The sequence below is a fragment of the Aeromicrobium sp. Sec7.5 genome (assembly GCF_036867135.1).
Taxonomy (GTDB): Bacteria; Actinomycetota; Actinomycetes; order Propionibacteriales; family Nocardioidaceae; genus Aeromicrobium.
In genome coordinates this window covers 1,693,447-1,710,729 of the sequence record NZ_JBAJIJ010000001.1, presented here as the reverse complement: position 1 = coordinate 1,710,729, position 17,283 = coordinate 1,693,447, and the positions used below count along the sequence as shown (strand labels likewise).

Annotated in this window: 12 protein-coding genes and 3 rRNA genes; all 15 read left to right on the top strand. The window is 67.1% G+C overall.

The features are described 5' to 3' along the window. The first annotated feature begins 400 nt into the window (after positions 1-400). A 16S ribosomal RNA gene (locus tag V6S66_RS08565) occupies positions 401-1,918 on the top strand. A gap of 338 nt (positions 1,919-2,256) precedes the next feature. Further along, positions 2,257-5,361: ribosomal RNA gene (locus tag V6S66_RS08560) — 23S ribosomal RNA — on the top strand. Between the two features lie 117 nt (positions 5,362-5,478). Next, a 5S ribosomal RNA gene (gene rrf, locus V6S66_RS08555) occupies positions 5,479-5,595 on the top strand. The 16S, 23S and 5S rRNA genes sit together here, the layout of an rRNA operon. A 71-nt stretch (positions 5,596-5,666) precedes the next feature. Beyond that, positions 5,667-6,602 carry a tetratricopeptide repeat protein gene (locus V6S66_RS08550; protein ID WP_334206322.1) on the top strand — a complete coding sequence of 312 codons (936 nt, stop codon included), beginning with the start codon at positions 5,667-5,669 and terminating at the stop codon, positions 6,600-6,602. 101 nt (positions 6,603-6,703) lie between these two features. Further along, positions 6,704-7,063 carry a single-stranded DNA-binding protein gene (locus V6S66_RS08545; RefSeq protein WP_334206321.1) on the top strand — a complete coding sequence of 120 codons (360 nt, stop codon included), beginning with the start codon at positions 6,704-6,706 and terminating at the stop codon, positions 7,061-7,063. A gap of 9 nt (positions 7,064-7,072) precedes the next feature. After that, positions 7,073-8,077 (top strand): HAD-IIA family hydrolase, encoded by a 1,005-nt coding sequence (locus tag V6S66_RS08540; protein ID WP_334206320.1) that lies wholly within the window; start codon positions 7,073-7,075, stop codon positions 8,075-8,077. Beyond that, positions 8,074-8,310 carry a hypothetical protein gene (locus V6S66_RS08535; protein WP_334206319.1) on the top strand — a complete coding sequence of 79 codons (237 nt, stop codon included), beginning with the start codon at positions 8,074-8,076 and terminating at the stop codon, positions 8,308-8,310. Before V6S66_RS08540 ends, V6S66_RS08535 begins: the two co-directional genes overlap by 4 nt. Continuing rightward, positions 8,307-9,122, top strand: a complete 816-nt coding sequence (locus V6S66_RS08530) for a TlyA family RNA methyltransferase (RefSeq protein ID WP_334206318.1) — start codon at positions 8,307-8,309, stop codon at positions 9,120-9,122. Before V6S66_RS08535 ends, V6S66_RS08530 begins: the two co-directional genes overlap by 4 nt. Beyond that, positions 9,119-10,039, top strand: a complete 921-nt coding sequence (locus tag V6S66_RS08525; protein ID WP_334206317.1) for an NAD kinase — start codon at positions 9,119-9,121, stop codon at positions 10,037-10,039. The genes V6S66_RS08530 and V6S66_RS08525 overlap by 4 nt, the downstream gene beginning before the upstream one ends. Continuing rightward, on the top strand, positions 10,039-11,730 hold the full coding sequence (recN, locus tag V6S66_RS08520; RefSeq protein ID WP_334206316.1) for a DNA repair protein RecN: 1,692 nt from the start codon (positions 10,039-10,041) through the stop codon (positions 11,728-11,730). The genes V6S66_RS08525 and recN overlap by 1 nt, the downstream gene beginning before the upstream one ends. A gap of 57 nt (positions 11,731-11,787) precedes the next feature. Beyond that, a complete protein-coding gene (gene steA / locus V6S66_RS08515) occupies positions 11,788-12,966 on the top strand; it encodes a putative cytokinetic ring protein SteA (protein WP_334206315.1) in 1,179 nt (392 codons plus the stop codon). After that, the gene (locus V6S66_RS08510) at positions 12,963-13,820 is read left to right on the top strand and encodes a copper transporter (protein ID WP_334206314.1); all 858 of its coding nucleotides are present in this window, start codon (positions 12,963-12,965) and stop codon (positions 13,818-13,820) included. Before steA ends, V6S66_RS08510 begins: the two co-directional genes overlap by 4 nt. An 81-nt stretch (positions 13,821-13,901) precedes the next feature. Further along, the gene (locus V6S66_RS08505; RefSeq protein WP_334206313.1) at positions 13,902-15,587 is read left to right on the top strand and encodes a CTP synthase; all 1,686 of its coding nucleotides are present in this window, start codon (positions 13,902-13,904) and stop codon (positions 15,585-15,587) included. Next, complete coding sequence (locus tag V6S66_RS08500; RefSeq protein WP_334206312.1) at positions 15,584-16,207, top strand: NUDIX hydrolase; 624 nt, start codon at positions 15,584-15,586, stop codon at positions 16,205-16,207. Before V6S66_RS08505 ends, V6S66_RS08500 begins: the two co-directional genes overlap by 4 nt. Positions 16,208-16,229: 22 nt before the next feature. Next, positions 16,230-17,174, top strand: coding sequence for a site-specific tyrosine recombinase XerD (locus tag V6S66_RS08495; protein WP_334206311.1), 945 nt, complete (start codon positions 16,230-16,232; stop codon positions 17,172-17,174). Positions 17,175-17,283: the final 109 nt, after the last annotated feature.

The following is a 17,283-nucleotide window of genomic DNA, read 5'->3' as shown; positions in this document are numbered from 1 at the left end:
CGGAAACGCCGGGCGATCGGAGCTAGCAGCCACTCGAACCGAAACGTTCAACGCCAGGAACGCTTCCCGGAGCTTTGACTCTGGGGCAGATCCGGAAACTGAACGCTGACAACGGAGAGTGACACGGGAACGAACCCCGGTTTGACCGGGCGGACACGGACCGTGTAGGTTAGAACAGTTGCCCCGAGCGGGGCGCTCCACCAGGAGCAAGCCGCAGGTGTGCGTCTGATCCTTGAGAACTCAACAGTGTGCCAAAAGTCGACGAATAATCAGTACAAACCCCCGTCGACGGAGGACTTCGGTCCAATGTCGTCGAGGACAATTCCGACAATTAGATTGTCAGCAATCAAGTTGTCAGTATCAACTCAAGTTGTTACCTAGCTTCGGCTAGGAAAAACTTTCAACGGAGAGTTTGATCCTGGCTCAGGACGAACGCTGGCGGCGTGCTTAACACATGCAAGTCGAGCGGTAAGGCTCCTTCGGGAGTACACGAGCGGCGAACGGGTGAGTAACACGTGAGCAATCTGCCCTTCTCTTCGGAATAACCATTGGAAACGATGGCTAATGCCGAATACGACCTTCCTTCGCATGTTGGAAGGTGGAAAGCTCCGGCGGAGAAGGATGAGCTCGCGGCCTATCAGCTTGTTGGCGGGGTAACGGCCCACCAAGGCAACGACGGGTAGCCGGCCTGAGAGGGTGACCGGCCACACTGGGACTGAGACACGGCCCAGACTCCTACGGGAGGCAGCAGTGGGGAATATTGGACAATGGGCGAAAGCCTGATCCAGCAACGCCGCGTGAGGGATGACGGCCTTCGGGTTGTAAACCTCTTTCAGCAGGGACGAAGCGAAAGTGACGGTACCTGCAGAAGAAGGACCGGCCAACTACGTGCCAGCAGCCGCGGTAATACGTAGGGTCCGAGCGTTGTCCGGAATTATTGGGCGTAAAGGGCTCGTAGGCGGTTTGTCGCGTCGGGAGTGAAAACTCAGGGCTTAACCCTGAGCGTGCTTCCGATACGGGCAGACTAGAGGGATGCAGGGGAGAACGGAATTCCTGGTGTAGCGGTGGAATGCGCAGATATCAGGAGGAACACCGGTGGCGAAGGCGGTTCTCTGGGCATTACCTGACGCTGAGGAGCGAAAGCATGGGGAGCGAACAGGATTAGATACCCTGGTAGTCCATGCCGTAAACGTTGGGCGCTAGGTGTGGGGACCTTCCACGGTCTCCGTGCCGCAGCTAACGCATTAAGCGCCCCGCCTGGGGAGTACGGCCGCAAGGCTAAAACTCAAAGGAATTGACGGGGGCCCGCACAAGCGGCGGAGCATGCTGATTAATTCGATGCAACGCGAAGAACCTTACCTGGGTTTGACATATACCGGAAAGCTGCAGAGATGTAGCCCCCCTTGTGGTCGGTATACAGGTGGTGCATGGCTGTCGTCAGCTCGTGTCGTGAGATGTTGGGTTAAGTCCCGCAACGAGCGCAACCCTCGTCCTATGTTGCCAGCACGTAATGGTGGGGACTCATAGGAGACTGCCGGGGTCAACTCGGAGGAAGGTGGGGATGACGTCAAGTCTTCATGCCCCTTATGTCCAGGGCTTCAAGCATGCTACAATGGCCGGTACAAAGGGCTGCGAAACCGCAAGGTGGAGCGAATCCCAAAAAGCCGGTCTCAGTTCGGATTGGGGTCTGCAACTCGACCCCATGAAGTCGGAGTCGCTAGTAATCGCAGATCAGCAACGCTGCGGTGAATACGTTCCCGGGCCTTGTACACACCGCCCGTCACGTCATGAAAGTCGGCAACACCCGAAGCCGGTGGCCCAACCCTTGTGGAGGGAGCCGTCGAAGGTGGGGCTGGCGATTGGGACGAAGTCGTAACAAGGTAGCCGTACCGGAAGGTGCGGCTGGATCACCTCCTTTCTAAGGAGCAACTGGTCAGGTCCTCGGATCTGATCCAGGCTCGTCGATCGCAAGCGAATGTCTTGCGCGACGACGCTCACTAGTGGACGTCGACTATTTGGCTTGATGAGCGACAAACGCTGTCAGTACACCTGGCTTGCCAGGACGGAACCTCAGCCGGCGCGATCATCAAATCAGGCACACTGTTGGGTCCTGAGGGATCAGGCTTCTTAGCCTTCTCTCTCGGACCGCCCTTTCCACGAACCACGAGCTCTTGCTCGCAGGCGTGGGTCATCGGGACGGTACCGACCGTATCTTGAGAACTTCACAGTGGACGCGAGCATCTTTGTAGTAATGAACAACAAGCTACTAAGTGCACATGGTGGATGCCTTGGCATCGAGAGCCGATGAAGGACGTTGGAGTCTGCGAAAAGCCCCGGGAAGGTGACAACCGACCTGTGATCCGGGGATGTCCGAATGGGGAAACCCACCTGGAAGAAAGTCCAGGTACCTGCGCCTGAACACATAGGGCGTTTGGAGGGAACGTGGGGAAGTGAAACATCTCAGTACCCACAGGAAGAGAAAACAACCGTGATTCCGGTAGTAGTGGCGAGCGAAACCGGAAGAGGCCAAACCTCAGTGATGTGATAGCCGGCAGGCGTTGTCACTGGGGGGTCGTGGGGCCGCAACGTGGGTTCTGCCGAACTCACAAAGAGTCACAAACCATGAGTGAAGTTGAAGCGACTGGAAAGTCGCGGCACAGAGGGTGAGACCCCCGTATACGTAAGCTCATGGCTCTTTTGCGTCACCCCAAGTAACACCGAACCCCTGAAATTCGGTGTGAATCTAGCGGGACCACCCGTTAAGCCTAAATACTCCTCGATGACCGATAGCGGACTAGTACCGTGAGGGAAAGGTGAAAAGTACCCCGGGAGGGGAGTGAAATAGTACCTGAAACCATGTGCATACAATCCGTTGGAGCTCTTCCTTGTGAAGGGTGACAGCGTGCCTTTTGAAGAATGAGCCTGCGAGTTAGCGTTCAGTAGCGAGGTTAAGGCGTAGAGCCGTAGCCGTAGCGAAAGCGAGTCCGAATAGGGCGATTGAGTTGCTGGATCTAGACCCGAAGCGGAGTGATCTATCCATGGGCAGGTTGAAGCGCGGGTAAGACCGCGTGGAGGACCGAACCCACCTAGGTTAAAAACTGGGGGGATGACCTGTGGATAGGGGTGAAAGGCCAATCAAACTCCGTGATAGCTGGTTCTCCCCGAAATGCATTTAGGTGCAGCGTTGCGTGTTTCTTGCCGGAGGTAGAGCACTGGATGGGCTAGGGGGCCTACCAGCTTACTGAACCCAGCCAAACTCCGAATGCCGGTAAGTGAGAGCGCAGCAGTGAGACTGTGGGGGATAAGCTTCATAGTCGAGAGGGAAACAGCCCAGACCATCAGCTAAGGTCCCAAAGAGATTGCTAAGTGGAAAAGGATGTGGAGTCGCAGAGACAACCAGGAGGTTGGCTTAGAAGCAGCCACCCTTGAAAGAGTGCGTAATAGCTCACTGGTCAAGTGATTCCGCGCCGACAATTTAGCGGGGCTCAAGCAATCCACCGAAGCTATGGGATTCATATAATAGGTAGGCCTTCGTGGTCCAGCCGTATGGATCGGTAGGGGAGCGTCGTGTGGCGAGTGAAGCGGCGGGGTAACCCAGCCGTGGATGCCACACGAGTGAGAATGCAGGCATGAGTAGCGAATGAGGAGTGAGAAACTCCTCCACCGAATGACCAAGGGTTCCAGGGTCAAGCTAATCTTCCCTGGGTAAGTCGGGACCTAAGGCGAGGCCGACAGGCGTAGTCGATGGACAACGGGCTGATATTCCCGTACCGGCATTGAATCGCCCATGCAGAATCCAGTGATGCTAAGTGCCCGAAACCGGCCTCCAGTCTCTTCGGAGACATTGGCCGGCAGAGCGCACGACCCGATCTGGTAGTAAGCAAGCAATGGTGTGACGCAGGAAGGTAGCTCAACCGTGGCGATGGTAGTCCACGGGCAAGGTCGTAGGGCGAGTGATAGGCAAATCCGTCACTCATATGCCTGAGAGCCGATGCGGAGACGTTTTAGTCGAAGTGAGTGATCCTATGCTGCCGAGAAAAGCATCTAGCGAGATTCAGAGCCGCCCGTACCCCAAACCGACTCAGGTGGTCAGGTAGAGAATACTAAGGTGATCGAGTGAACCATGGTTAAGGAACTCGGCAAAATGCCCCCGTAACTTCGGGAGAAGGGGGACCGGATTCGTTATGGGACTTGCTCCCAGAAGCGTTGAAGGTCGCAGAGACCAGGCCCAAGCGACTGTTTACTAAAAACACAGGTCCGTGCTAAGTCGAAAGACGCCGTATACGGACTGACTCCTGCCCGGTGCTGGAAGGTTAAGGGGACGTGTCAGCGCAAGCGAAGCACAGAACTTAAGCCCCAGTAAACGGCGGTGGTAACTATAACCATCCTAAGGTAGCGAAATTCCTTGTCGGGTAAGTTCCGACCTGCACGAATGGAGTAACGACTTGGGCGCTGTCTCAACCATGGACTCGGCGAAATTGCACTACGAGTAAAGATGCTCGTTACGCGCGGCAGGACGGAAAGACCCCGGGACCTTTACTATAGTTTGGTATTGGTGTTTGGTTCAGTTTGTGTAGGATAGGTGGGAGACTTTGAAGCTTGGACGCCAGTTCAGGTGGAGTCAACGTTGAAATACCACTCTGACTGTACTAGATATCTAACCTAGGTCCATTATCTGGATCAGGGACAGTGCCTGATGGGTAGTTTAACTGGGGCGGTTGCCTCCTAAAATGTAACGGAGGCGCCCAAAGGTTCCCTCAGCCTGGTTGGCAATCAGGTTTCGAGTGTAAGTGCACAAGGGAGCTTGACTGTGAGAGTGACAACTCGAGCAGGGACGAAAGTCGGGACTAGTGATCCGGCGCTGGCATGTGGAAGCGGCGTCGCTCAACGGATAAAAGGTACCCCGGGGATAACAGGCTGATCTTCCCCAAGAGTCCATATCGACGGGATGGTTTGGCACCTCGATGTCGGCTCGTCGCATCCTGGGGCCGTAGCAGGTCCCAAGGGTTGGGCTGTTCGCCCATTAAAGCGGCACGCGAGCTGGGTTTAGAACGTCGTGAGACAGTTCGGTCCCTATCCGCCGCGCGCGTAGGTAACTTGAGAAAGGCTGCCCCTAGTACGAGAGGACCGGGGTGGACGAACCTCTGGTGTGCCAGTTGTTCCGCCAGGAGCACTGCTGGTTAGCTACGTTCGGAAGTGATAACCGCTGAAAGCATCTAAGCGGGAAGCACGTTTCAAGATGAGGTTACCCACTGGATAACCAGGTAAGGCCCCCAGCAGACCACTGGGTTGATAGGCCGGAGGTGGAAGTGCAGCAATGCATGCAGCCGACCGGTACTAATAGGCCGAGGGCTTGTTTCACCACTACGAAGTCGCGTCCACTGTGAGGTTCCCGAGCTGCGGCCGGGAACCATGAGAACTGGTCCCATCATTGATGGGTGGCCAGTATCTCGCTTGGTTTTGTCAGCTCAATAGAGTTTCGGCGACCATGGCGAAGGGGAAATACCCGGTTACATTCCGAACCCGGAAGTCAAGCCCTTCAGCGCCGATGGTACTGCACTGGAGACGGTGTGGGAGAGTAGGACGTCGCCGGACAATTTTTAGCGCGAGGCCGCTCCTTCGGGAGCGGCCTCGCTGCATTTCACCTGTAATTTCGGAGGTTGGACATGAGTGACGCTCCCCGTCAGGGTCGTGGAGACCGCAAGGGTTCGAGCGACCGTCCGGGTCGGAGCGATCGCCAGGGCGGACGCGGCGAGCGTCGTCAGGACGATCGGCCCCAGCGCGGAGGAGACCGTCCACGTTCGGGCGGCCGTCCGCAGCAGGGCGGTTCCGGTGGCGGTCGTCCCCAGGGCTCCGGCTCCGGTGGCCGTCCGCAGCAGGGCGGGCGCGGTCGCCCCGGTCGACCTGAGCGCGAGGAGCGCACCGTCGACCAGAAGATCTACGACGGTCCGCCGATCCCGGACGATGTCAGCGCGAACGATCTCGACAAGTACGCCAAGCAGGCCCTGCAGGGTCTGCCGGAAAAGCTGTCCGATCGTGTCTCGCGCCATCTGGTGATGGCCGGACTTCTCATTGCCACTGATCCGGAGACCGCCTACCTGCACGCCCTGGCCGCCAAGGCCCGGGCCAACCGCAACGCCCTCATTCGTGAGGCGTGCGGAGAGACCGCCTATGCCGCCGGGAAGTTCTCGGAGGCGTTGGCGGAGTTTCGTGCTGCCCGCCGCCTGAGCGGTCAGCAGATGTACGCGCCCATGATGGCCGACTGCGAGCGCGCCCTGCGCCGCCCGGAGAAGGCGCTCGCGTACGACACGCCTGAGGTCCGCAAGGTCCTGGACGACGCCGGCAACGTCGAGCTCAGCATCGTCGTGGCTGGCGCCCGTCGTGACCTGGGCCAGGTCGAGGCCGCCATCCGGCTGCTCGAGACCGAGTCGCTGAGCTCAGCCTCCCGTGCGCCGTGGGTGCCTCGCCTTCGCTATGCGTACGCCGACGCCCTGCTCGCCGCTGGTCGGCGCGACGAGGCCGTGGAGTGGTTCCACCGCACGGTGGCCACCGACGGCGATCACTCCACCGACGCGGCGGAGCGGCTCGCCGAGCTGGAGTGACGGCGCCGCGCCGCCCGTGAGCGGGCGTCCACAGGTCGGGGGCGTCCACAGCGAGGTCCTCGATCGTCGACCCCCGGGTCCCGGCGGTCGAGGCTGTCGTCATGGACGAGAACCCGGATGGTCACTTCCCTGACAACGCGGTGCGGCTCCGCGGCCGCGTCTCGGGCACACCCGAGACGCGCACCCTGCCGAGCGGTGACGAGCTCGTGAGTCTTCGCATCGTGGTGCCGCGCAGCCCCGCCGCCCGCAAGCGCTCGAAGGTCGGCATCGACACGATCGAGCTCACCGCGTGGTCGTCGGCCCTGCGACGCAAGGCGGCCCGACTCACCGAGGGTGACGTCATCGAGATCACGGGGGAGCTGCGGCGCCGGTTCGTGCGGGGCGGTGCGGGCGTGATGTCGTTCGTGGGTGTGGACCTGCTCACGTGTGATCGCGTGCGCGCGGAGACCACGTCTCGCTAGCCTCGGGGCATGGAACGTGGCGCGGGACTGTCAACGACGTCGTCACCCCTGGCCTCGGTCCACGACCTGGTCATGCTCGACCTCGACGGGGTCGTCTACGTCGGCCCGGACGCCGTTCCGCACGCGGCCGAGACCATCGGTGCGCTGGCGACGCCCGTGGCGTTCCTGACGAACAACGCCACCAGGTCGGCGACCGACGTCGCCGAGCACCTCCGGTCGTTCGGCCTGGAGCTCGCCGACGACGCGGTCGTGACGGCGGGGCAGGTCGTGGCCGATCTCGTGCTCCGCGAGGTGGGCGACGGCGCGAAGGTCCTGCTCGCGGGTGCCGAGGGCATGCGCTCGGCACTGGAGGCTCTCGGGCTCGTCGTCGTGACGTCGGCCGAGGACGAGCCTCGTGCCGTCGTGCAGGGCGGCGTCATCGACGTGTGCTGGAGCGAGCTGGCCGAGGCGTCGTTCGCGGTGTCCGCCGGTGTGCCGTGGTTCGCATCCAATCCGGACACGACGTTTCCGACCCCGCGCGGTCTGGCGCCCGGGAACGGGGCCTTCGTGCAGGCCGTGGCCCTGGCCACGGGACGCGAGCCGGTCGTGGCCGGCAAGCCCTCGACGCCGATCTTCGACGAGGCGCGACGGCGGACGGGGGCGGGGAGCCCGGTCATGGTCGGCGACCGCGTCGACACCGACATCGACGGTGCCACCGCCGCCGGTATCGACGCCATGGTGGTGCTCACGGGGGTCACCACGCTCGCGGACGTGCTCGAGATCCCGCCAGGACATCGCCCCGCGTACGTGGCGGCCGACCTGCGCGGGCTGGGGCAGCCACACCCGGAGGTCGTGGTCGACGGTTCCCGCGCGACGTGCGGCGATGCCGTCGCCGAGGCCACCGACGGCCTGATCCGCGTCAGCGGCGCCGAGCCCGACAGCGTGCCCGGGCTCCGAGCCGTCGTGGCCCTCGCCTGGGCGTCGCACGACCGTGGCGACGACGTGTCGGTCGAGGATGTGAGGATGGGCGCATGAACGACGCGATCCACGACTGGGCGGACGACCCCGTCGACCCGGTCGACGAGGAGCGGCGTGCCCCGGCGGTGGTGCCCACGGGGCACGCCGAGATCGACGAGGCCCTGGCAGCGCTCGAGCAGCTGCCGCACCGACCCGTCACCGAGCACGTCGCCTCGTACGACGCGATCCACCACGTCGTTCGCACGACCCTCGCCGACGCCGGACGTCCGGAAGGACCAGGCACGCTGTGACGCGCCGCGTGCGGCTCGACGCCGAGCTCGTGCGGCGCGGACTGGCCCGGTCGCGGGAGCAGGCGGCCGCGCTCATCGAGTCCGGATCGGTCACGGTCGGTGGCACCGTGGCGAGCAAGGCCGCCACCCAGGTGGGCACCGACGCCGCCGTCGTGGTGCGCGAGCCCGCAGGTCCGTCCTGGGCCTCGCGCGGTGCCCACAAGCTGCTGGGCGCCCTGGCCGAGTTCGAGCCGCGAGGCCTCACGGTCGCCGACCGGCGCTGCCTCGATGCCGGCGCCTCCACCGGTGGTTTCACCGACGTGCTCCTGCGGCGCGGCGTCCGGGAGGTCGTCGCCGTCGACGTCGGGTACGGCCAGCTCGTGTGGGAGCTGCAGAACGACCCGCGCGTCGCCGTGCACGACCGCACCAACGTGCGGACCCTCACGCCCGAACAGATCGACGGGCCCGTCGATCTCACGGTGTCCGATCTCTCCTTCATCTCCCTGCGCCTCGTGATGACCGCGCTGGCCGCCTGCACGCGGCCCGAGGGCGACCTCGTGCTCATGGTCAAGCCGCAGTTCGAGGTCGGACGCGAGCGCTTGGGCAAGAATGGGGTCGTGAGGGATCCGGCGCTGCACGCAGAGGCCGTGGTCGACGTGTGTCACGCCGCCCAGGCCGAGGGTTGGGGCACGCGCGCGCTGGCGCCCAGCCCGTTGCCCGGCCCCGCCGGCAACGTCGAGTACTTCTGCTGGCTGCGCACGGACGCCGACCCGGTCGATCCGGCCGCCGCGGAGCGAGCCGTCGCCGACGGACCACTGGAGGTCGGAGCATGAGGACGGTCCTGATCGTGACGCACGGAAGCCGGCTCGAGGCCGACACCGTGGCCGTGACCGTCGCCCAGCAGCTGCAGGCGGCCGGCATCGACATCCGTGTGCTGGACCCGGAGGCCGAGCGGCTCGCCGCGTGCGGGCTCACCGACGTCACCACGGTGCCGCCGGGCACGTCGGCGTCGGAGGGCTGCGAGCTGGCGGTGGTCTTCGGGGGCGACGGCACGATCCTGCGCGCCGCCGAGATGTGCCGCGACCACGAGACGCCGCTGCTCGGCGTCAACATGGGCCACATCGGCTTTCTCGCGGAGGTCGACGCCGAGAACGTCGGCGACGTCGTGCGGGGCGTCGTCGACCGCACCTACTCGGTCGAGGACCGCCTGACCGTCGACGTCGCCGTGCTCGTGGGCAAGACCGTGGTCGCCCGCAACTGGGCGCTCAACGAGGCGACGGTCGAGAAGCAGGCGCGGGAGCGCATGGTCGAGCTCGTCGTCGAGATCGACGGCAGGCCCGTGTCGCGATGGGGGTGCGACGGCATCGTGTGTGCCACGCCGACCGGGTCGACGGCCTACAACTTCAGTGCCGGCGGTCCCATCGTGTGGCCCGAGGTCGCGGCCCTGCTGATGGTGCCGATCAGCGCGCACGCGCTCTTCGCCCGCCCGTTGGTCGTCTCGCCGGACTCCACCCTCGCGATCGAGATCGTCGACGAGCGCGGCGAAGGCGTGCTCTGGTGCGACGGGCGCCGGGCGGCCGACCTCCCGTCCGGCGCCCGCGTCGAGGTGCGTCGCGGCGCGAAGCGCGTCCGGCTGGCCCGGGTGCAGGAGGCCACGTTCGCCGACCGGCTGGTCCGCAAGTTCGACCTGCCGGTCGAGGGCTGGCGCGGCGAGGCCGCGCGGCGACTGGCGACCGGCGGCGATCACTGATGTGGCGTCATCTCGAGTTGCGGTCGCTCGGCGTCATCGAGCACGCTGAGCTGCCGCTCGAGGCCGGGTTCACGGTCATCACGGGAGAGACCGGTGCGGGCAAGACGATGGTCGTGACGGCCCTGGGCCTGCTCCGTGGTGAGCGCTCGGATGCCGGTCTGGTCCGTCACGGTGCCGCGCAGGCGCGGGTCGAGGCCATCATCGACGTCGCCGGACGGGGCAGCGTGCTCGGTGCGGTCGACGACGCCGGGGGAGTCGTCGACGACGGCGAGCTCGTCCTGGCCAGGGCCGTCTCGGCGCAGGGGCGCTCGCGGGCCTACGCCGGCGGCACCTCGGTGCCCGCCGGGCTCCTGACGCAGCTCACCGACGAGCTGGTCGCGGTCCACGGACAGTCCGACCAGCACCGGCTCGCTCGTCCGGCCCACCAGCGTGCTGCGCTGGACGCCTTCGCGGGCACGGCGGTGACGGACCTGCTGGCCCGGTACACCCCGGCGTACCGGCAGTGGCGCGAGGTCGACGAGCGTATCGGTCTGCTCCGGTCGGCCTCGCAGGAACGGGCGCGTGAGCTCGACGCGGCCCAGCACGGGCTGGTCGAGATCGACGACGTCGCCCCTGTCGCGGGCGAGGACACCGAGCTCGAAGCCATGGAGTCGCGCCTCGCGCATGCCGAGTCGCTGGCCCGCGCCGCGCAGGTCGCGCACGACCTCCTCGCGGGCGACGTCGAGCAGGCGATCGGTCCCGAGGGCGCCGGGCCGCTGGTCGCCCAGGCCACCTCAGAGCTCGAGGCCCAGGCCGGGCACGACCCGGAGCTGGAGTCGCTGGCGTCCCGCGCCCGTGACCTGACGGTCTCGGTGACCGAGCTCGCCGGCGACCTGGCCGGCTACCTGTCCTCGGTCGACCTCGATCCGGCCGGCCTGGCCACGGTGCAGGACCGCCGCGCGCAGCTGACCCAGCTCCAGCGCAAGTACGGTCCCGATCTCGACGACGTCCTGGCGTGGGCCGACGACGCCCGTCGGCGCGTGCTCGACCTGGGGGCCGACGACGACACCGTCGCCGGGCTGGAGGCCGAGCGGGAGCGGCTCCACGCGGAGCTGACGACGCTCGCCACGGCGTTGGGCGAAGCCCGCCGTGAGGCCGGCGAGCGTCTCTCGGACGAGGTCCGTGCCGAGCTCGAGGCGCTGTCGATGAAGTCGGCGCGCCTGGTCGTCGACGTCCGTGAGGCCGAGCTGGGGCCGGCGGGCGGCGACACCGTCGAGCTGCTCTTCGCGGCCAACTCGGGCGCGACTCCTCGCCCCCTGGCCAAGGGCGCGAGCGGTGGCGAGCTCTCGCGTCTCATGCTGTCGCTCGAAGTCGTCCTCGCCGACCGGTCCGACGTCCCGACCCTGGTGTTCGACGAGGTCGACGCCGGCATCGGCGGCCGTGCCGCGGTCGAGGTGGGCCGACGGCTCGCTGCGCTGGCGACGAACGCCCAGGTGCTGGCCGTGACCCACCTGCCTCAGGTGGCCGCGTTCGCGCAGCACCACTTCCGGGTCCTCAAGGACGACGACGGCAACGTCACCAGCAGCTCGGTCGTGCGCCTCGAGGGCCAGGACCGTGTCGACGAGCTCGCCCGCATGCTGGCCGGCCTGGAGGACTCCTCGGCGGCTCAGCAGCACGCGCGAGAGCTCCTGGAGCTCGCCGGACACGCTTGACACACCGCCCCGGTGGCTCCCGGGATCCGAGGGTCTCCCGTGGCACGATGGGCGGCGATGTCCATCTTCAAGCGAGGCGGCGGTCGCACGTCCGACGCCCCCGGTGTCTCCGGGCCCGCGCGGATCGCGCGACCCGGCGCCGAGGTGACTGCAGGTGTCCGCGCCGGCGACGTCGCGATCATCGATCGCACCGATCTTGACGGCGACGACGCGGCCGAGCTGGTCAAGCTCCGGGTCGCTGCCGTCGTCAACGTCGCCCCGTCCACCACGGGGAGGTTCCCGAGCGCCGGCCCCGAGATGCTGGCCGAGGCGGGCATCCCCCTGGTCGACCAGGTGGGTGACGGCATCGTCACCCGATTGCGCAGTGGCGATCTGGTCCGGGTCCACGAGGGCAAGATCTACCGGGAGGGCGTGCTGGTCGCGAGCGGCATCGCGCGCGACGGCGCCCAGGCCACGGCCGACTACTCGGAGGCGTCCAGCGACTTCGCGACCCGCCTCGACACGATGGCGGTCAATGCCTCCGACCACCTGCGGCGCGAGCACGCGATGCTGCTCGACGGGGTGCGCGTGCCTCGACTCACGACCCGCCTCAAGGGTCGGGCCGTCATCGTCGTGTCGGACTCCTTCGACGCCGCGGCCGACCTGAAGTCGCTCAAGCGCTTCGTGCTCGACCGCGACCCGGTCCTGGTGGGCGCCGGCAAGGGCGCCGACCTGATCCTGGCGGCGGGCTACAAGCCCGACGTCGTGGTTGGCGGCGTCGACGGCTTCAGCTCGGCCGTGCTGGATCGTTCGCACGAGGTCGTCGTCACGACGGCATCGGGCCAGATCCGAACCCCGGAGCGCCTCGAGAAGCACCAGAAGGACGTGGTGCCCTTCGTGGCCGACGGCGAGGACGCCGACCTGGCGATCCTGCTGGCCGACGCCAACGGCGCCTCGGTCATCGTGCACGCCGGTGCCGCGCCGACGCTGTCGGACTTCCTCGGCCAGAGCCCGGGTCTGGTCGGGCCTGCGTTCGTCGTACGTCTGCGCTCGGCCGCGAAGCTCGTCGACGCCAAGGTCGTCGGCCACCTCACGACGGGGCGCATCACGATCTGGCCGATCGCGTTCCTCGTGCTGAGCGCCGTCGTCGCCCTGGGCGTCGCGCTGTCGCTCACCTCTGCCGGTGGCGACGTCACCGGGTGGGTCTCCGACCAGTTCGGCGACCTCGTCTCGTGGATCGAAGGACTTCGCTCGTGATCAACTTCCGCTACCACGTCGTCTCGCTCGCGGCCGTCTTCCTCGCGCTGGCCGTGGGGGTCGCGCTCGGGGTCGCCTTCGTCGACTCCGACGAAGGCGGGGGAGCCGGCGGCGAGTCCCGCGCCGACGTCGCCGAGCAGGCGTTCGAGACCGCGTTCGCCGATGCGTCGTCGGGCCTGGTGGGCACCGGCCTGGCCGAGCGCCGGGTCGTCGTCGTGACCACGCCGGGCGCCAAGACCTCCGAGATCGACGACCTCACGACCCGCATCGGCGACGCCGGAGGCACGGTCGTGGGCGAGGTCGCCCTGACCACCAAGCTGCTGGACTCGGCCAACCGCCAGTTCGCCGAGCAGATCGCCGAGCAGTCCGCCGCCGACGTCCCGGGCGTCCAGGCCGCCGGCGACAGCTACACCCGTATCGGGGCCGCGCTGGCCCGTGCCCTGATGGGCGATGGGGAGCTCGACGAGCAGGCCTCCACGATCCGCTCGGCCTTCGAGCAGGGCGGTCTGCTGGACCTGCCCACGCCGCCCACGCAGAGCGCCGATCTCGCGCTCGTCGTGGTCGGGCCGTCCTCGGCCGACAGCGCCCGCGGCGAGATCCTCGCCGACGTCACCTCCCAGCTCGCCACGAGCGGCGCCGGCGGCGCCCTGGTGGGACCGTCGACCACGAGCGTCGACGGGGGCGTGCTGGACCAGGTGCGCTCCAACAACGGCTCCGGGTCGTTCTCGACGGTCGACGTGACCGACCTCGCCGCCGGACGACTCGTGTCGGTCCTCGCCCTCGTGCGATCGGCGGCGGGCGAGAACGGCTCCTGGGGCACGACACGCAGCGCCGACGGACAGCTGCCCCAGTAGCGCCTCCCGAGGTGTAGGCTGGAATCCCGTGGTGGAGTTTCCATCCGGCCCCGGTCTCGGGGCGCAACCACGGGAGTCGCCTTGGCCAACACCGCCGTCACCAAGCACGTTTTCGTCACCGGCGGCGTCGCGTCGTCGCTCGGCAAGGGGCTGACCGCCTCGAGCTTGGGACGACTGCTCAAGTCGCGCGGTCTGCGCGTCACGATGCAGAAGCTGGATCCGTACCTCAACGTCGATCCCGGCACGATGAACCCGTTCCAGCACGGTGAGGTCTTCGTCACCGACGACGGGGCGGAGACCGACCTCGACATCGGTCACTACGAGCGGTTCCTCGACGAGGACCTCGTGGGTCGCGCCAACGTCACGACGGGTCAGGTGTACTCCGACGTCATCGCGCGCGAGCGTCGCGGCGACTACCTCGGCGACACGGTGCAGGTGATCCCGCACATCACCAACGAGATCAAGGACCGCATGCTCTCGATGGGCGGCCCGGACGTCGACGTCGTGATCCACGAGATCGGCGGCACGGTGGGCGACATCGAGAGCCAGCCGTTCCTGGAGTCGGCCCGTCAGGTGCGCCACGAGATCGGCCGCACGAACGTGTTCTTCCTGCACGTCTCGCTCGTGCCGTTCATCGGTCCGTCCGGCGAGCTCAAGACCAAGCCCACGCAGCACTCGGTGGCCGCGCTGCGCTCGATCGGCATCCAGCCTGACGCGATCGTCTGCCGCTCGGACCGCGAGATCCCCGAGAGCGTCAAGCGCAAGATCTCGCTGATGTGCGACGTGGAGCCCGAGGCCGTCGTGACCGCCTCGGACGCCCCGTCGATCTACGACATCCCGAAGGTGCTCCACTCCGAGGGCCTCGACGCCTACGTCGTGCGACGCCTCGACCTGCCGTTCCGCGACGTCAGCTGGACCGAGTGGGACGCGCTGCTGCGCCGGGTCCACGAGCCGGCCGACGAGGTCACGATCGCCCTGGTCGGCAAGTACATCGACCTCCCGGACGCCTACCTGTCGGTCGGTGAGGCGCTGCGCGCGGGCGGCTTCGCTAACGACGCCAAGGTCCACCTGCGGTGGGTGCCGTCCGACGAGTGCGCCACCGAGGCCGGCGCGGCCCGCATGCTGGGTGACGTCGACGCGATCTGCGTCCCGGGGGGATTCGGCATCCGTGGCATCGAGGGCAAGATCGGCGCCCTGAAGTACGTGCGCGAGCGCAAGATCCCGACCCTCGGTCTCTGCCTCGGTCTGCAGTGCATCGTGATCGAGTACGCGCGGCACGAGGCCGGCATCGTCGATGCGAGCTCCACGGAGTTCGATGCGAACACGGCCGCGCCGGTCATCGCCACGATGGCCGAGCAGCAGGCGTTCGTCGATGGTGCGGGCGACCTCGGCGGCACGATGCGCCTCGGCCGATACCCCGCCTCGCTCACGCCGGGCAGCATCGTGGCCGAGGTCTACGGCACCGACAAGGTCGAGGAGCGCCACCGCCACCGCTACGAGGTCAACAACACCTACCGCGACCAGATCGCCGAGGCCGGCCTGTCGTTCAGCGGCACGTCGCCCGACGGCACCCTGGTCGAGTTCGTGGAGCTCCCGCGCGAGGTGCATCCCTACTACGTCGCGACCCAGGCCCATCCCGAGCTCAAGTCGCGGCCCACGCGGCCCCACCCGCTGTTCGCCGGGCTGGTGAAGGCGGCGCTGCAGCGCCAGCGCGAGACTCGGCTGCCCGTCGAGGTCGCAGCCCAGGACCAGGCGGAGGCGGAGTGACCGGCGACGGAACCCGCCTGCACCCGAGCCTGCCCGGCCGGCTCGCCCCGACAGACATCGCCGACTCCGACGCCGCCTGGCCCGTCGCGGCGTCGGAGTCGGTCTACGACACGCCCTACGTCGCCCTGCGCCGCGACACGATCGTCGATCCGTCCGGGGGCCAGCACCTGCGCGCGGTCGTGCAGCCGCGTCACGCGGTCGGCGTGCTCGCCCTCGATGATGACGACCGACTCCTCCTGGTGGCGCAGTACCGGCACGCGGTCGGGCGACGCATGGTCGAGCTGCCGGCCGGGGTGCTGGACGTCGAGGGCGAGGACGAGCTCGCGACCGCCGCCCGCGAGCTCGCGGAGGAGGCCGACGTCCGGGCCGAGCACTGGGAGCACCAGCTCGTCGTGCGGTCCTCGCCCGGCTACACGAGCGAGGCGCTGACGGTGTTCCGCGCCACGGGTCTGTCGCCGATCCCGCAGCACGAGCGCACGGAGCGGCACGCCGAGGAGGCCGACATGGGCCAGTGGTGGCTCCCGTTCCCGGACGCCGTCGACGCGGTGCTGGCCGGACGCATCTCGAACGGTGCAGCCATCGGCTCGATCCTGGCCGAGCACGCCCGGCGCACGCGGTGAGTGCCCGCCGGCGAGCACGTCGATGAGCGAGGGGCAGGACCTCGACCGCGCGATCCTCGACTACCTCGCGCACCTCGGCGTCGAGCGTGGCCTCGCCGACAACACCGTGACGTCCTACCGCCGCGACCTGCGGCGCTATCTCGACCACCTCGCCTTGATCGGGCGGTCGAGCCCGGCCGACGTCGCGGAGGCCGACGTCCAGGGATTCGTGGCTGCGCTGCGCACCGGCGACGACGACCACCCGCCCCTGGGGCCGGCCAGCGTGGCCCGTCACGTCGTGACGGTGCGAGGACTCCACCGCTTCTGGCTGCGGGAGCAGCTCGTCGCGGTCGACGTCACCGCCGAGGTGCGACCACCTCGCCCCGACCAGAGGCTGCCGAAGGCGCTGCCGCTCGACCAGATCGAGGCCATCCTGGAGACGGCCGGGGCCCCCGGCACGACGCTGGCCCGTCGCGACCGTGCGTTGCTGGAGATCCTCTACGGCACCGGGGCCCGCATCTCGGAGGCCGTGGGGATCGACATCGACGACCTCGATCGCGAGGACGGGGCCCTGCTCCTGCGCGGCAAGGGCGGCAAGCAGCGGATCGTCCCGGTCGGGAGCTATGCGCTCGCCGCGATCGAGACGTACCTGACCACCGCGCGTCCGGCCCTCGTGTCCTCGACGGCGAGCACGCCCACCTCGTCATCGGCCCTGTTCCTCAACGCCCGCGGTGGTCGCCTCTCGCGCCAGAGCGCGTGGACCGTCCTGACCCGCACGGCCCGGCTCGCCGGGATCGGCGTCGACGTGTCGCCGCACACGCTGCGGCACTCCTTCGCGACCCACCTGCTCGACGGCGGTGCCGACGTCCGCGTCGTGCAGGAGCTGCTCGGCCACGCTTCGGTCACGACGACGCAGATCTACACGCTCGTCACGGTCGACCGCCTCCGCGAGGTGTACGCGACGGCGCACCCCCGAGCCCGACGCTGAGGTTCCTGGCGCGGCGCCGCGGCCCCCGGCCGGCCTCGGCCCGTGGTGGAAGACGGTTACTCTGTCGTGTTGCCTCAATCGCGGGTCGCCGGCGGCGACAGCGATAGGG

Bases quoted from the DNA above. Each gene is read 5' to 3' on its own strand.
- recN (WP_334206316.1), top strand. From the start codon at position 10,039: ATGTGGCGTCATCTCGAGTTGCGGTCGCTCGGCGTCATCGAGCACGCT.
- V6S66_RS08495 (WP_334206311.1), top strand. From the start codon at position 16,230: ATGAGCGAGGGGCAGGACCTCGACCGCGCGATCCTCGACTACCTCGCG.
- V6S66_RS08525 (WP_334206317.1), top strand. From the start codon at position 9,119: ATGAGGACGGTCCTGATCGTGACGCACGGAAGCCGGCTCGAGGCCGAC.
- steA (WP_334206315.1), top strand. From the start codon at position 11,788: ATGTCCATCTTCAAGCGAGGCGGCGGTCGCACGTCCGACGCCCCCGGT.
- V6S66_RS08535 (WP_334206319.1), top strand. From the start codon at position 8,074: ATGAACGACGCGATCCACGACTGGGCGGACGACCCCGTCGACCCGGTC.
- V6S66_RS08540 (WP_334206320.1), top strand. From the start codon at position 7,073: ATGGAACGTGGCGCGGGACTGTCAACGACGTCGTCACCCCTGGCCTCG.
- V6S66_RS08550 (WP_334206322.1), top strand. From the start codon at position 5,667: ATGAGTGACGCTCCCCGTCAGGGTCGTGGAGACCGCAAGGGTTCGAGC.
- V6S66_RS08545 (WP_334206321.1), top strand. From the start codon at position 6,704: ATGGACGAGAACCCGGATGGTCACTTCCCTGACAACGCGGTGCGGCTC.